General features: G+C 72.1%; 14 protein-coding genes and 2 pseudogenes. 11 read left to right on the top strand and 5 right to left on the bottom strand.

Annotation, left to right across the window (positions count from 1 at the left end; translation table 11 throughout):
• Positions 1-121: 121 nt before the first annotated feature.
• A pseudogene (locus ACGFYH_RS01420) lies at positions 122-427 on the bottom strand (small hydrophobic protein); the annotation flags it as partial.
• A gap of 248 nt (positions 428-675) precedes the next feature.
• Complete coding sequence (locus tag ACGFYH_RS01415) at positions 676-2,289, bottom strand: MFS transporter (RefSeq protein WP_393801066.1); 1,614 nt, start codon at positions 2,287-2,289, stop codon at positions 676-678.
• A gap of 116 nt (positions 2,290-2,405) precedes the next feature.
• Between ACGFYH_RS01415 and ACGFYH_RS01410 the strand changes: the two genes are divergently transcribed.
• From ACGFYH_RS01410 to ACGFYH_RS01400, 3 genes are all read left to right on the top strand, one after another.
• Positions 2,406-3,116: a TetR family transcriptional regulator gene (locus ACGFYH_RS01410; protein ID WP_393801065.1), complete on the top strand. Its 711-nt coding sequence runs from the start codon at positions 2,406-2,408 to the stop codon at positions 3,114-3,116.
• Positions 3,117-3,188: 72 nt separating this feature from the next.
• Positions 3,189-4,409, top strand: a complete 1,221-nt coding sequence (locus tag ACGFYH_RS01405) for an alpha/beta hydrolase family protein (RefSeq protein WP_393801064.1) — start codon at positions 3,189-3,191, stop codon at positions 4,407-4,409.
• Between the two features lie 66 nt (positions 4,410-4,475).
• On the top strand, positions 4,476-5,369 hold the full coding sequence (locus ACGFYH_RS01400) for a DUF4429 domain-containing protein (protein WP_393801063.1): 894 nt from the start codon (positions 4,476-4,478) through the stop codon (positions 5,367-5,369).
• Positions 5,370-5,449: 80 nt separating this feature from the next.
• On the opposite strand, the gene ACGFYH_RS01395 is transcribed toward ACGFYH_RS01400, so the two are convergent.
• Positions 5,450-6,466 (bottom strand): aldo/keto reductase, encoded by a 1,017-nt coding sequence (locus ACGFYH_RS01395; RefSeq protein WP_393801062.1) that lies wholly within the window; start codon positions 6,464-6,466, stop codon positions 5,450-5,452.
• On the bottom strand, positions 6,463-6,984 hold the full coding sequence (locus ACGFYH_RS01390; RefSeq protein WP_393801061.1) for a MerR family transcriptional regulator: 522 nt from the start codon (positions 6,982-6,984) through the stop codon (positions 6,463-6,465). The genes ACGFYH_RS01395 and ACGFYH_RS01390 overlap by 4 nt, the downstream gene beginning before the upstream one ends.
• A 60-nt stretch (positions 6,985-7,044) precedes the next feature.
• Here ACGFYH_RS01390 and ACGFYH_RS01385 point away from each other — a divergent pair.
• The 3 genes and pseudogenes from ACGFYH_RS01385 to ACGFYH_RS01375 form a co-directional block, all read left to right on the top strand.
• Positions 7,045-7,296, top strand: a pseudogene (locus ACGFYH_RS01385) (GNAT family N-acetyltransferase); the annotation flags it as partial.
• A gap of 19 nt (positions 7,297-7,315) precedes the next feature.
• The gene (locus ACGFYH_RS01380; RefSeq protein WP_393801060.1) at positions 7,316-8,137 is read left to right on the top strand and encodes a serine hydrolase domain-containing protein; all 822 of its coding nucleotides are present in this window, start codon (positions 7,316-7,318) and stop codon (positions 8,135-8,137) included.
• A gap of 162 nt (positions 8,138-8,299) precedes the next feature.
• The gene (locus ACGFYH_RS01375; protein ID WP_393801059.1) at positions 8,300-8,539 is read left to right on the top strand and encodes a DUF397 domain-containing protein; all 240 of its coding nucleotides are present in this window, start codon (positions 8,300-8,302) and stop codon (positions 8,537-8,539) included.
• Here the strand turns inward: ACGFYH_RS01375 and ACGFYH_RS01370 are convergent.
• Positions 8,463-9,119, bottom strand: coding sequence for a pirin family protein (locus ACGFYH_RS01370; protein WP_393801058.1), 657 nt, complete (start codon positions 9,117-9,119; stop codon positions 8,463-8,465). The genes ACGFYH_RS01375 and ACGFYH_RS01370 overlap by 77 nt on opposite strands.
• 62 nt (positions 9,120-9,181) lie before the next feature.
• On the opposite strand from ACGFYH_RS01370, the gene fasR reads away from it, so the two are divergent.
• The 5 genes from fasR to ACGFYH_RS01345 all read left to right on the top strand — a co-directional run bounded on the left by fasR (position 9,182) and on the right by ACGFYH_RS01345 (position 14,197).
• Positions 9,182-10,387 (top strand): fatty acid biosynthesis transcriptional regulator FasR, encoded by a 1,206-nt coding sequence (gene fasR, locus ACGFYH_RS01365; RefSeq protein ID WP_393801057.1) that lies wholly within the window; start codon positions 9,182-9,184, stop codon positions 10,385-10,387.
• Between the two features lie 89 nt (positions 10,388-10,476).
• On the top strand, positions 10,477-11,406 hold the full coding sequence (locus ACGFYH_RS01360; RefSeq protein ID WP_393801056.1) for an ACP S-malonyltransferase: 930 nt from the start codon (positions 10,477-10,479) through the stop codon (positions 11,404-11,406).
• A 16-nt stretch (positions 11,407-11,422) separates the two neighbouring features.
• Positions 11,423-12,454, top strand: a complete 1,032-nt coding sequence (locus ACGFYH_RS01355) for a ketoacyl-ACP synthase III (RefSeq protein ID WP_393801055.1) — start codon at positions 11,423-11,425, stop codon at positions 12,452-12,454.
• Between the two features lie 103 nt (positions 12,455-12,557).
• Positions 12,558-12,806: an acyl carrier protein gene (locus ACGFYH_RS01350; protein ID WP_052842858.1), complete on the top strand. Its 249-nt coding sequence runs from the start codon at positions 12,558-12,560 to the stop codon at positions 12,804-12,806.
• 101 nt (positions 12,807-12,907) lie between these two features.
• The gene (locus ACGFYH_RS01345; protein ID WP_393801054.1) at positions 12,908-14,197 is read left to right on the top strand and encodes a beta-ketoacyl-[acyl-carrier-protein] synthase family protein; all 1,290 of its coding nucleotides are present in this window, start codon (positions 12,908-12,910) and stop codon (positions 14,195-14,197) included.
• Positions 14,198-14,249: the final 52 nt, after the last annotated feature.

Here is a 14,249-nt window from a genome sequence, read left to right as displayed (position 1 = left end):
GCGTGCTCTCGGCGTGCCGGGTCCTGCGCCTCGTAACGGGATGCACTCGGGTCGGGGCCCGGTACGGCGAGAGTGCGTGCATGACGCCGCCGGGCAGACGGGAGTTCGACGGCAGGGCCCGGAACACGCCGTAGCCGGGGATTGCCGTTCCGACGAGCCGGATGAGGGCCAGGAGCGTGTCGATGGCTCCCGGGACCAGGGCGACCACGGCCGGTACCGAGCGGGAACCCGCCCGGCCGCGGCCCATGGCGAGCCGGCCGCAGACGATCGCCGCGGGGCCGAGGACGATACCCGGCACGAAGAAACCGGCGACCGCGCAGACGGCTCCGACGACTGCGAGCGTCGCGCGATCCGGCCCGGTCCGTGACCACGTCCGGCCACGTGAGCGGGGGTGCCCGCGCGAACCCTGTCCGAAGCTCGCCATCATCAACTCCCCGGACTCCTCGTGGAGTTCGGGTACCCCCGCACGGCGTGTCATGCCTGCCTCGAAGGTGCTGCCTGCGCGCCGCCCCCCTCCGGCAGCGCGCCGCAGCCTCTCGCCCTCCATGCCCTGCGGAGGACTTGACCCACTGTGACCTGCGGCGCCCGGCGAAGGGGAGGGTTCGCGGTCCCTGTCACCCTGATGGACGAACCGGTGGCGGGATCGACGACGTCACGGGCGCGGACCGGCGCGGATCAGATGTGGCCCACGCCCGCGCCCGCCTCCGCGTTCTCACCGCGCTTGGTGAGGAAGGCGACGAACACCGCCACCACCGCGACGCCCGCGGCGACGAGCGAGGCCAGGCTCATGCCGGAGATGAAGGTGTCGTGGGCGACGTCCGCGATCTTTCCGGCGATCTGGGCGGGGGTGCCCTCGGGCGCCGGGGCGACGCCGACCTGGACCGCCTCGGAGGCCTTGTGGGCCTGCTCCGGCGTCAGTTCGGGCAGTCCCGCGTCCGCCCAGTTGCCGGCCAGGTCGTTGTCGACCTTGGAGGCCATCACGGCGCCCAGTACCGCCGTGCCGAGGCTGCCGCCGATCTGCATCGCCGCCTGCTGGAGGCCGCCGGCCACACCCGAGAGCTCCATCGGGGCGTTGCCGACGATGACTTCGGTCGCGCCGACCATGACGGGCGCGAGGCCGAGGCCCAGCAGGAGGAACCAGACCGACATGACACCGGTGCCGGAGTCCGTCCCCAGCGTGGAGATGCCGTACATGGCGATCGCGGTGCACGTCATGCCGCCGGCCAGCGGGATGCGCGGGCCGACCTTGGTGATCATGGCACCGGCCACCGGCGAGGCGACGATCATCATGGCGGTGAGCGGCAGCAGGTGCAGACCGGCGTCGACCGGGCTCATGCCGTGCACGTTCTGCAGGTAGAAGGTGACGAAGAACAGGCCGCCCAGGAAGGCGAAGGCCATCAGGACCATCAGGACCACACCGGCCGACAGCGGCACCGAGCGGAACATCGCCAGCGGGATCAGCGGTTCCCTCACCTTGGTCTCCCAGACGGAGAACAGGAGGAAGCCCACCACCGACACACCGATGAACACCCACGTCTTGCCGTCGCCCCAGCCCCATGCCGGGGCCTTGATCAGGGCCCAGACGAGACAGAACATCGAGGCGGACAGCAGCGCGATACCGACGACGTCGAAGGAGCGCGGCGCGTTCTCGGCCCGGTGGTCCAGCAGGATCATGACGCCGAGTACGACGGCGAGGATGCCCACCGGCACGTTGATGAAGAAGACGGACTGCCAGTTGACGTGCTCGACCAGCACGCCGCCCAGGATCGGGCCGCCCGCGGTGGAGGCGCCGATGACCATGCCCCAGATGCCGATGGCCATGTTGAGCTTCTCGGCCGGGAAGGTGGCCCGCAGCAGGCCGAGCGCGGCCGGCATCAGCAACGCCCCGAACAGGCCCTGGAAGACGCGGAAGACGATGACCGCCGCGATGCTGCCGGACAGCCCGATGGCGCCGGAGGAGGCGGCGAAGCCGGCCACACCGATGAGGAAGGTCTGCCGGTGGCCGAAGCGGTCACCGAGCTTGCCCGCGGTGATCAGGGCGACCGCGAGGGCGAGGAAGTAGGCGTTGGTGATCCACTGGACATCCGCGAGGCTCGCGTCCAGGTCGTCCTGGATGGCCGGGTTGGCGATCGCCACGATGGTGCCGTCCAGGGCCACCATCATGACCCCGACCGCGACGGTGACGAGGGTGGCCCACGGATGGCCGCGCAGACCCGTGGCCGGCGCCGAGCCCGACGGGGACGGTTCGTCCCCCGGTCCCGTCTTGTCGAGGGTGGTCTGACTAGTCATACCGTTGAGAATAATGACAGCCACTGACAGTTGACAAACCGATTCACGAGTCAGTCGCTGACAGGACATCCTCAGCTAGCCTGAACTGCGGAAACCGTACGAAAAGGAGAGAACTCTTGAAGGTGGCCGACACGTCGGCGACGGCGGAGACCGCACCGGCGGCTCCCCGTCCGGGCCTGCGCGAACTCAAGAAGCAGCGCACCCGGGACCTGCTCCTGCGCTCGGCCCTCGAACTGTTCACCACGCGCGGCTACGAGGAGACGACCGTCGACGACATCGCCGAGGCCGCCGACGTCTCCCAGCGCACCTTCTTCCGCTACTTCGCCTCCAAGGAGGACGCGGCCTTCTTCGTGTCGCGGCTCGCGGAGTCGCGCTTCGTCGAGTCCGTGCGCGCGCGCCCGCCCGAGGAGGCGCCCCTGGACGCGCTGCGCCTGGCCCTCGTGGAGAGCTGGAGCACCATCGGCGGGGCCGTCGAGCAGCTGATCCCGCTCGAGCTGCACATGCGCTTCTACCGGGTCATCGAGTCGACGCCCGCGCTGCTCGCCGCCCATCTGCGGCGCGCCACGGAGCTCGAGGAGGAGATCGCCCGCATCGTCGCCGGCCGCGAGGGCCTGGACGTGGACGCGGACCCGCGGCCCCGGGTGGTCGTGGCGGTCTTCGGGGCGGTGATGCGGGTGACCGAGCGGATCTGGTCGGCGCGGGACGACGCCAGTCTGGCGGCACTGCGGGATCTGACGGCCTCCTACCTGGATCAGGTGGCGCCCGCGCTCGCCGGGAACTGGCGCGGCCGCCCCCTCACCGCCGACCCGGTGGACCCAACCCCGTAACGCCGCAACGAAACGTGATCCGTGTCACTGGATTCACGCGGGGCCGTTCCGTTCTCCTAGGGTGTCCTCCCAGTGACTTCCTTCGACACCTCCCCGCAGCTGAACGTCTGGCGCGCACTGCTCGCCCTGGCCGTGGTGTTCGTGATGCTGGCGACCACCGGCTGGACCGCTCTGCGCAACCAGCGGGGGCCCACGGCTCTCGAGGCGTCGGTCACGGCCTGGGAGCACGGCCGGATCGACGGACGGCCGCTGCCCGACGCCCAGGCCGCTCCCGCCCGGCTGGCCCGTTTCTTCGCCTCGCTCACCGAAGGGCAGCGCGCGAGCCTGGCCCGCCGGTATCCCCTGGCCGTAGGCAACATGAACGGCGCCCCCGTCCCACTGCGCTACCTCGCCAACCGATCCGCGCTGGGGAAGGCACGGTCCAAGGAGCACACACGCATGCACGACAAGCGCCTGTCCCCGGCCGGGCAGCGCGAGGCCGGCCGGCGCATGCGCGGCTACGGGTCGCTGCTCGCCCCCGGCCGGCACATCCTCGCCTTCGATCCGGCGGGCTCCGGCAGGGTCGCCGAGGTGTTCGGGGACCTCGATCGCGCCGACCGCGTCTCCGTCGTGGTGCCCGGTGTGGACACCGAACTGCTCACCTTCCAGCGCACCGACCGCAAGCGGTACGCGGCCCCCGTCGGCATGGCCGAGTCGCTGTACGCGGCCGAGCACGCGGCGAGCCCCGGCACCGGCACGGCCGTGATCGCGTGGGCCGACTACACCTCCCCCAGCGGCCTCGGTATGGAGGCGGCCACGGCGACCCGCGCCGTCCGCGGGGCCGTCCGGCTGAAGGCGCTGCTGCGGGCGCTGCCCGGCCGGGCGCCCGTCTCGCTGTTCTGCCACAGCTACGGCTCGGTGGTGTGCGGCCTCGCCGCCGGCACGCTGCCCGGCCGGGTGACCGACATAGCGGTGGCCGGGAGTCCCGGCATGCGCGCCGAGAACGCCTCCCGCCTGCACACCTCCGCCCGTGTGTGGGCGATGCGGGACGCCGACGACTGGATCCAGGACGTGCCGTACCTGGAGGTCGGCGGCCTCGGGCACGGCGCCGATCCGGTGTCCGCCGCGTTCGGGGCACGGGTGCTGTCCGCCCGGGGTGCCCGGGGGCACGGCGGGTACTTCGTCCCCGGCACGGACAGCCTGCGCAACTTCGCGGGGATCGGCGTTGGCGCATACCGCACGGTCGCCTGCGCCGGAGAAGACGACACATGCCGGGCGGGTTTGTCCGGGGCGACGGCGGCCGGACGCGCGTAGAGGCGGAGAAATCCCGGTTTGCGCGGAGAGGGGACGGAGAGGCTCGTGCCGCATACGATGAGCCGCATGGGTGACGTACTGGCCGGATTTCATGCCGCCTGGGAGTTCGAGTCCGACTCCGTGCTCATCCGCTACGAACGGGGGATTCGAACACCCAAGCTGTTCCAAGCGCTGGGGGAACGCCGTGTCCCCCTGGAGGCGATCGCCGGCGTGACGCTCACGCCCGGCAGACGCGGCACCGTCGTGCTGCGCGTCGAACCGCGTCCGGGCGCCGATCCGCTGATGGAAGCGGCGGCCGGGCAGCTGAAGGAGGGGTGCGACCCCTACCGGCTGGTGCTGCCCGCCGAGCGGGAGACCCTCGCGGAGTACTACGCCGACGAGCTGCGTCCGCTGCTGACCGGGGCCGGCAGGGCCGAGCGGTACCTGGTGGCCGCGCCCGAGACACCGCTGCACTTCAAGGCGTACGACGGGAAGGCGGCCTTCGACGGGAAGGCGGTGTCCTTCCGGTGGTCCTGGACGGGCGCGTCGTCGGCGAAGTGGAAGGCCGGCGACCAGAGCTTCCCGGTCGCCGACCTGGGCGGGGTGGAGTGGCGCTCTCCCGAGATGTTCGACGGATACCTGCGGCTGCTGCCGCGCGACGCCGAGGCCTCGGTCGTCTCCGCCGCCTCGGCAGCCTCGACCGCCTCGGCCGTCCCCCAGGCCGACCAGGATCCGGCGGCGGTCGTGTTCGGGCTCGGATACGGGCCGGTGCACGAGTCACTGCCGTTCGCCGCGGCGGTGCTGGCGGCGGTGCGGGAGCGGGGCGCGAGCACCCAGGTGCCGGTTCCGGTGCCGGCGCCGCGGCGGGACCCCGCCGACATCGCCGAGCGGATCCGGCACCTGGGAGAGCTGCATCAGCAGGGGCTGGTGACGGACGAGGAGTTCTCGTCGAAGAAGGCGGAGTTGCTGGCGGAGCTGTGACGCCTGCGCCGGGATTCCCTCCCGTCTTCGGGTGCGGGCCCGTTGTGGCTGGGCGCGCGGTTCCCCGCGCCCCTGGCGGTCTACTCCCGTCCGGCGGACGTGAACGTCATGTCCGCGTAGCGGTCGCCCGCCACCTTCTCCGCGATCGGCTCCAGCGAGGACAGCTCCGCGTCGGTGAGGACGATCCTCGTCGCCGCCGTGTTCTCCGCCACCCGCGTCGGCTTCCGGGTGCCCGGGATCGGGATCACCGGCAGCCCGTGGACCTGCGCACGCTGGTGGACCCAGGCCAGGGCGATCTGGCCGAGGGTGGCGTCGTGGGCCTCGGCGAGGGTGCGGACCGGGGCGAGCAGGGCCGCGTTGGCCGCCGCGTTGTCGCCGGTGAAGCGGGGCTGCTGCCGGCGGAAGTCGCCGTCCGTGAGGTCCCGCTCGGCGTCGGCGAAGGAACCGGTGAGGAAGCCCCGGCCGAGCGGCGAGTACGGCACGAGGGCCACGCCCAGGTCACGGGCGGCCGGCACCACGCCCGCCTCGATGTCCCGGCTGAACAGCGACCACTCCGACTGCACGACGGCGATCGGATGCACCGTCTGCGCGGCCCGCAGCTCGTCGCCCGTCACCTCGCTCAGCCCGAGGTGCTTGACCTTGCCCTCGCGGACGAGGTCGGCCATGACGCCGACGGTCTCCTCGATCGGCACGTTCGCGTCGCGCCGGTGCATGTAGTAGAGGTCGACCACATCGACGTCCAGGCGGCGCAGGCTCGCCTCGACGGCCTCGCGGACGTACGGCGCGTCGTTGCGGATGATCCGCCTGGCGGGGTCGTCCGGCGGGATCGACAGGGCGAACTTGGTCGCCACGACCACCTCGTCGCGGTGGGCCTTGAAGAACGGCGCCAGGAACCGCTCGTTCTCGCCCGCGCCGTACGCGTCGGCCGTGTCGTAGAGCGTGACGCCCAGCTCCAGCGCCCGTTCCAGGGTGGCCCGCGACGCGTCGGTGTCCGTGGGGCCGTAGGCGAAGCTCATGCCCATGCAGCCGAGGCCCTGCACACCCACCTCCGGGCCGCCGTCGCCGAGCCGTGCCGTCGGAATCCTGCTGTCGGTCATGCGTTCCTCTCTCCTTCACGGGTGCGTCCGGCGTCGCCGTAGAAGCCGATCTTCAGGTCGAGCACGGCGACGGTCTCCTGGAGTTCGGCGATGCGCGTCAGCACGTCGCGGCGGGTCGCCTCCAGCAGTTCCCGCCGGTCCAGGTACGTGCTCTCGCCCTCGCGCACCATCTCGGCGTACCGCACCATGTCGGCGACCGGCATGCCGGTCTTGCGCAGCTTGCCGACGAAGTCGAGCCAGTCCAGGTCGCGGTTGCTGTAGCGGCGCTGCCCGGTGTGCGAGCGGTCGATGTGCGGCATCAGGCCGATCCGCTCGTACCAGCGCAGCGTGTGGGCCGTCAGCCCGGTGAAGGCGACTACCTCGCTGATGGTGTAGCGGTCCTGCCCGTCGGGGCGCGAGTGGCACCGGGGCGGGGCGGAGCAGATGTCTGTTCCGGTGGCGTCTTTGGTGGCGTGTTCGGTGGCGTCTTTGGTGGCGTTCGGCCCGAGGGTCTCGGCCGTGGTCTGCATCACCGTCATGGCATCCACGCTATGACCTTGGAGTGCACTCCAGGCAAGCGACCCGGCGGAAAGCCCCGGACGCTGGAATACCGGATCGGCGGCTCCGACCGTTCGCCGAGCGGCCTGATCGGCTACGCCTTCAGCGTCGCCACCGACCCGGACGCCCGGCGCCGCGGCTACGCCCGCGCGTGCGTGGACGAGCTGCTGGAGTGGTCCCGCGAGCGCGGCGCGGGGCACGTCATGCTCACCGCCTCCCCCGACGCCGAGCCCCTGTACGCGTCGATGGGCCTCACCCGCGACACCGCCCCCTCCATGCGACTGCGCCTCTGAGCCGCTTAGGCTCGGTGGCATGTCCTTGAAGAGCCTCGCGTTGATCGAGAACTGGCCGGTCCCCACCGCCGCGGCAGGCGTCGTACGGGCCGACGGCACCGTCCTGGGGACCCACGGCCCGGCCACGCACCGCTTCCCGCTCGCCTCGGTCACCAAGCCGCTCGCGGCGTACGCGGCGCTGGTGGCGTACGAGGAGGGCGCGATCGAGCTGGACGAGCCCGCCGGGCCGCCCGGCTCCACGGTCCGCCACCTGCTCGCGCACACCTCGGGCCTGGCCTTCGACGAGCACCGGGTGACGTCCGCGCCCGGGGAGCGCCGGCTGTACTCCAACGCCGGTTTCGAGCAGCTCGGCGAGCACATCGCCAAGGCGGCCGACATGCCGTTCACCGAGTACGCGCGGCAGGCGGTGCTGGAGCCGCTGGGCATGACGCACACCTCCCTCGACGGCTCCCCGGCGAAGGACGGCGTCTCCACGGTCGAGGACCTGCTCCGCTTCACCGCCGAGGTGCAGGCGCCACGGCTCCTCGACCCGCGCACGGTCGCCGAGGCGATGACCGTCCAGTACCCGGGCACGAAGGGCGTCCTGCCGGGCTACGGCCACCAGAACCCCAACGACTGGGGCCTCGGCTTCGAGATCCGCGACGCCAAGTCCCCGCACTGGACGGGCGCCTCCTCCTCCCCGCGCACCTTCGGCCACTTCGGCCAGTCCGGTACCTTCCTGTGGATCGACCCGGACGCCTCCCTGGCCTGCGTGGCCCTCGCCGACCGGGCGTTCGGGCCGTGGGCGGTGGAGGCGTGGCCGCCCTTCACGGACGCGGTGCTGGCGGAACCGCGCGGCTGACGCACTCGAACCACACCGCCTTGCCCCGCCGCCCGCCGGGGTGCGGCGTGACACCCACCGGTCGGTCACCGCCTCGACGATCACGAGCCCGCGCCCGCCCTCCTCCAGCGCGTCCCCGGAGGCCGGTACCGGCGACTCCGGGCAGCCGTCGGCTCCGTCCCCGTGCGAGACAGCAGGAATGCGGCCGGTCCGGTCGTGACCGTGGGTGCACCCGCATGGCAGACGTTCGTCAACGGCCTGCGGCAGTCCGCACGACGCCCGTCGGCCGACGAACGGGTCCGTTCACGGACCCGCCGACCTGGCCGCTTCCCCGGCCCCGTGAGTGTCAGCGCGCCGCCATCTCCCAGATCAGCAGCTCGGCCCGCGTCACCGCCACCGCCTCCACCCCCTCGGCATCAGTGACGCGGGCCGCGTCGCCCGCGGCCAGCTCCTCGCCGTCGAGGCGTACCTCGCCGCGGACCACGTGCACGTACACGTACGCCCCGTCCGGCACCGCCGTCCGCTCCCCCGGGGAGAGGCGGCGTACGTGGAGCATCGCGCCGGCCTCGGGGACGGCGTACGGGGTGGAGTCGGCGATGCCGTGGACGATCTCGTAGGCGGGGTCGCCGCCGGGCTCGCGCGGGGCCAGCCACGTCTGGACGAAGGCCAGGGGGACAACGGCGTCGTTGCGTTCGACGTGGCGGACGCCGCCCGCCGCGCTGAGGCGTTGGACGTCCCCGGCGCGGACCACCGTCTCGTGGCCGGTGCTGTCGCGGTGGGTCAGCTCGCCCTGCGCCACCCACGTGACGATCTCCGTGTGGCTGTGCGGGTGCTCGTCGAAGCCGGCGCCGGGGGCGAGGCGCTCCTCGTTGCAGGCGATCAGCGCTCCGAAGCGGAGGTTGCCGGGGTCGTAGTGGGGGCCGAAGGAGAAGGCGTGCCGCGACTCGATGCCCGCCGCCGGGTCGCCTCCCGGGTAGCGCTCGTCGGCGCGCCGTACGTCCATCACGACGTCCACCGTAGACCCGGCGGCACGTGCGCCCGTTCCGATAAGGCAGTCTTGTCCCCGTGCCCGAACCCGAAACCGGCAAGCCCGACACCCCCGTCCAGCCCGCCCACCCGCATACCGCGACGCTGAAGCGGCTGGAGCAGTCCTCCGGATCGCTCGCCGCACAGGCCATCGCGCGCATGGACGAGACACTGCCGTGGTACCGGGCCATGCCACCGGAGAACCGCTCCTGGATCGGGCTGGTCGCCCAGGCCGGCATCGCCGCGTTCACCGAGTGGTTCCGGCGGCCGGACGCCCCGCAGGCCATCTCCACCGACGTCTTCGGCACGGCGCCCCGCGAGCTGACCCGGGCGATCACCCTGCGGCAGACCGTGGAGATGGTGCGGACCACCATCGAGGTGATGGAGTCCGCCATCGACGAGGTCGCCGCCCCCGGCGACGAGTCGGTGCTGCGCGAGGCGCTGCTCGTGTACGCCCGGGAGATCGCCTTCGCGACCGCCCAGGTGTACGCGCAGGCCGCCGAGGCACGGGGTGCCTGGGACGCGCGGCTGGAGTCGCTGGTGGTGAACGCCGTGCTCAGCGGCGAGGCCGACGAGGGGGCCGTGTCCCGGGCCGCCGCCCTCGGCTGGAACTCGCCCGAGCATGTCTGTGTCGTGCTGGGGACCGCGCCCGACGGGGACTCCGAGCTGACCGTGGAGGCCATCAGGCGCGCGGCCCGGCACGCCAAGCTCCAGGTACTGACCGGGGTGCTCGGGGACCGCCTGGTGGTCATCGCCGGGGGCCGCAACGATCCGCTGGCGGTGGCGAAGTCGCTGATCGGACCGTTCGCGCAGGGTGCGGTGGTGGCCGGTCCTGTGGTGCCCGACCTGCTGGCCGCGACCCGGTCCGCGCAGGCCGCCGCCGCCGGCCTCAAGGCCTCCACCGCCTGGCAGGACGCCCCGCGCCCGGTGCTCGCCGACGATCTGCTGCCGGAGCGCGCGATCGCCTCCGACCCCTCGGCCCGTGAGCAACTGGTGGAGGAGATCTACAGACCGTTGGAGGAGGCGGGGGCGGCGCTGCTGGAGACGCTCAGCGTCTATCTCGAACAGGCGAGCAGTCTGGAGGGCGCCGCCCGGATGCTCTTCGTTCACCCGAACACCGTGCGCTACCGGCTGCGACGTGTGACTGACGTCACCGGATGGTCACCCTCTGATGTACGGTCTGCGTTCACCCTGCGGATCGCGCTCATCCTGGGGCGTCTGGCCGATGGAGATCCGCAGCTCTAGGATTTTGTGCGGGTTCCACAAAACCCGCTCGTGTTCTTCGTCCCTGTCCCCACGGGCGGTCCCGGCCGTCCTCAAGAGAGAGTGTGAGAGTGCTCGTACTCGTCGCTCCCGGCCAGGGCGCCCAGACGCCCGGCTTTCTGACCGACTGGCTCGCCCTCCCCGGTGCCGCTGACCGCGTCGCCGCGTGGTCGGACGCCATCGGACTCGATCTCGCCCACTTCGGCACCAAGGCCGACGCGGACGAGATCCGTGACACGTCCGTCGCCCAGCCGCTGCTGGTCGCCGCCGGAATCCTCTCCGCCGCGGCACTCGGTGACATGGCGGGCCTCGCGCCCGGCGCCGTCGCGGGTCACAGTGTCGGCGAGATCACCGCCGCCGCGTTCGCGGGCGTCCTCGGCGACACCGCCGCGCTGACCCTCGTACGCCGTCGGGGGCTGGCCATGGCCGAGGCCGCCGCGGTCACCGAGACCGGCATGTCGGCGCTGCTCGGCGGCGACCCCGAGGTGAGCGTCGCGCACCTGGAGAAGCTCGGTCTGACCCCGGCGAACATGAACGGCGCCGGTCAGATCGTGGCGGCCGGCACCATGGAGCAGCTGGCCGCGCTGAACGAGGACAAGCCCGAGGGTGTCCGCAAGGTCGTCCCCCTCAAGGTGGCCGGCGCGTTCCACACGCGCCACATGGCACCCGCGGTGGACAAGCTCGCCGAGGCCGCGAAGGCGCTCACGCCGGCCGACCCGGACGTGACGTACGTCTCCAACAAGGACGGTCGGGCCGTCGCCACCGGCGCCGAGGTGCTCGAGCGGCTGGTGGGCCAGGTGGCCAACCCCGTCCGCTGGGACCTGTGCATGGAGACGTTCAAGGAGCTGGGCGTCACCGCGCTCATCGAGGTGTGCCCCGGCGGCACGCTGACCGGGCTGGCCAAGCGGGCGCTGCCCGGCGTGAAGACGCTGGCCCTGAAGTCCCCGGCCGACCTCGACGCGGCCCGCGAGCTCGTCGCCGAGCACACCCAGCAGGCCTGACAAGGAGCGCGAGAGCATGTCGAAGATCAAGCCCAGCAAGGGCGCCCCGTACGCGCGCATCCTCGGCGTCGGCGGCTACCGCCCGACCCGGGTGGTGCCGAACGAGGTGATCCTCGAGAAGATCGACTCGTCCGACGAGTGGATCCGCTCGCGCTCCGGCATCGAGACGCGGCACTGGGCCTCCCCCGAGGAGACCGTCGCCACGATGTCGATCGAGGCGTCCGGCAAGGCGATCGCGGACGCGGGGATCGACGCCGCGCAGATCGGCGCCGTGGTCGTCTCGACCGTGTCGCACTTCAGCCAGACCCCGGCCATCGCCACCGAGATCGCCGACAGGCTCGGCACCCACCGGGCCGCGGCCTTCGACATCTCGGCGGGCTGCGCGGGCTTCGGCTACGGCCTGACCCTGGCCAAGGGCATGGTCGTCGAGGGTTCGGCGGAGTACGTCCTGGTCATCGGCGTGGAGCGGCTGTCCGACCTGACCGACCTGGAGGACCGGGCCACGGCCTTCCTGTTCGGCGACGGCGCGGGCGCGGTCGTGGTCGGCCCGTCCCGGGAGCCGGCGATCGGACCGACGGTCTGGGGTTCGGAGGGCGACAAGTCCGAGACGATCAAGCAGACGGTCTCCTGGGACCGGTTCAGGAGCGGCGACGTCTCCGGGCTGCCCCACGACAGCGAGGGCAACGTCAAGTTTCCCGCGATCACGCAGGAGGGCCAGGCGGTGTTCCGCTGGGCCGTGTTCGAGATGGCGAAGGTCGCGCAGCAGGCGCTGGACGCGGCCGGGATCAGCCCGGACGACCTGGACGTCTTCATCCCGCACCAGGCCAACGTGCGGATCATCGACTCGATGGTGAAGACACTGAAGCTGCCGGAGCACGTCACGGTCGCCCGTGACATCCGCACCACCGGCAACACCTCGGCCGCCTCGATTCCGCTCGCCATGGAGCGGCTTCTGGCGACCGGCGACGCGAAGAGCGGTGACACCGCGCTCGTCATCGGCTTCGGGGCGGGTCTCGTCTACGCCGCGACGGTCGTTACGCTCCCCTAGGCACTCCGTGCCGGATCATGCGGTCCGGAACGGAGAGCAGCAACACCCGCCGCCGACGCGGCGGGCCGCCACACCCTCTGGACAACAAAGAAGGAGCGCCATCATGGCCGCCACTCAGGAAGAGATCGTCGCCGGTCTCGCGGAGATCGTGAACGAGATCGCCGGCATCCCGGTTGAGGACGTCCAGCTGGACAAGTCCTTCACCGACGACCTGGACGTCGACTCCCTGTCCATGGTCGAGGTCGTCGTCGCCGCCGAAGAGCGCTTCGACGTCAAGATCCCGGACGAGGACGTCAAGAACCTCAAGACCGTCGGCGACGCGACGAAGTACATCCTCGACCACCAGGCCTGATCCGCCGGTACCCGGGCCGTGGCCCGGGTACCCGGGCAGACTGCCCCGCCACCCGGCGGTGGCGCCGTACGAATCCGTATCCCGTTGGAGAAAGAATTCCCGTGAGCTCGACCAATCGCACCGTGGTCGTCACCGGTATCGGCGCAACCACACCGCTGGGTGGCGACGCAGCCTCGACCTGGGAGGGACTGGTCGCCGGCAGGTCCGGCGTCAAGCCCCTCGAGCAGGACTGGGCCGCCGACCAGGCGGTCCGTATCGCCGCGTCTGCGGCCGTGGACCCCTCCGAGGTCATCCCGCGGCCGCAGGCCCGCCGTCTGGACCGCTCGGCGCAGTTCGCGCTGATCGCGGCCCAGGAGGCCTGGAAGGACGCCGGATACTCCGGCAAGGCGGGCGAGGGCGCCGCGGACGACGGGGCCGCCCACGTCGACCCCGACCGCCTCGGTGCGGTCATCGCCTCCGGCATCGGCGGCGTGACGACCCTGCTCGACCAGTACGACGTGCTGAAGGAGAAGGGCGTCCGCCGCGTCTCCCCGCACACCGTCCCCATGCTGATGCCGAACGGCCCCTCCGCCAACGTGGGCCTGGCCGTGGGCGCCCGCGCGGGCGTGCACACGCCGGTCTCCGCCTGCGCCTCGGGCGCCGAGGCCATCGGCTACGCCATCGAGATGATCCGCACCGGCCGCGCCGACGTCGTCGTCGCGGGTGGCACGGAGGCGGCGATCCACCCGCTGCCCATCGCCGCGTTCGGCAACATGATGGCGATGTCCAAGAACAACGACGACCCGCAGGGTGCCTCGCGCCCCTTCGACACGGGCCGGGACGGCTTCGTCCTCGGTGAGGGCGCCGGCGTCCTCGTCCTGGAGTCCGCCGAGCACGCCGCCGCGCGCGGGGCCCGCGTCTACGCGGAGGCGGTCGGCCAGGGCATCTCCGCCGACAGCCACGACATCGTGCAGCCGGAGCCGGAGGGCCGCGGCATCTCGGCCGCCCTGCAGAACCTGCTGGACCGGGGCGACGTGGACCCGGCCGAGATCGTGTACGTCAACGCGCACGCCACCTCGACGCCGGCCGGTGACATCGCCGAGCTGAAGGCGCTGCGCAAGGTCCTCGGCGACGACGTCGACCACATGGCCGTCTCCAGCACCAAGTCGATGACCGGCCACCTCCTCGGTGGCGCGGGCGGCGTGGAGTCGGTGGCGACCGTCCTCGCCCTGTACCACCGGGTGGCGCCGCCGACGATCAACGTCGACGACCTCGATCCCGAGGCCGAGGCCAACGCGGACATCATCCGCGGAGAGGCCCGGAAGCTGCCGGTCGAGGGCCGTATCGCCGCGCTGAACGACTCGTTCGGCTTCGGCGGGCACAACGTGGTCCTGGCGTTCCGCACGGTCTGAGCGACCGCCGTACGCAGGTGGAGGGCCCCCACCGGCCGGTGGGGGCCCTCCA

The sequence above is a fragment of the Streptomyces sp. NPDC048392 genome (assembly GCF_043200575.1).
GTDB lineage: Bacteria > Actinomycetota > Actinomycetes > Streptomycetales > Streptomycetaceae > Streptomyces.
This window is presented reverse-complemented; position numbering and strand designations above follow the sequence as displayed.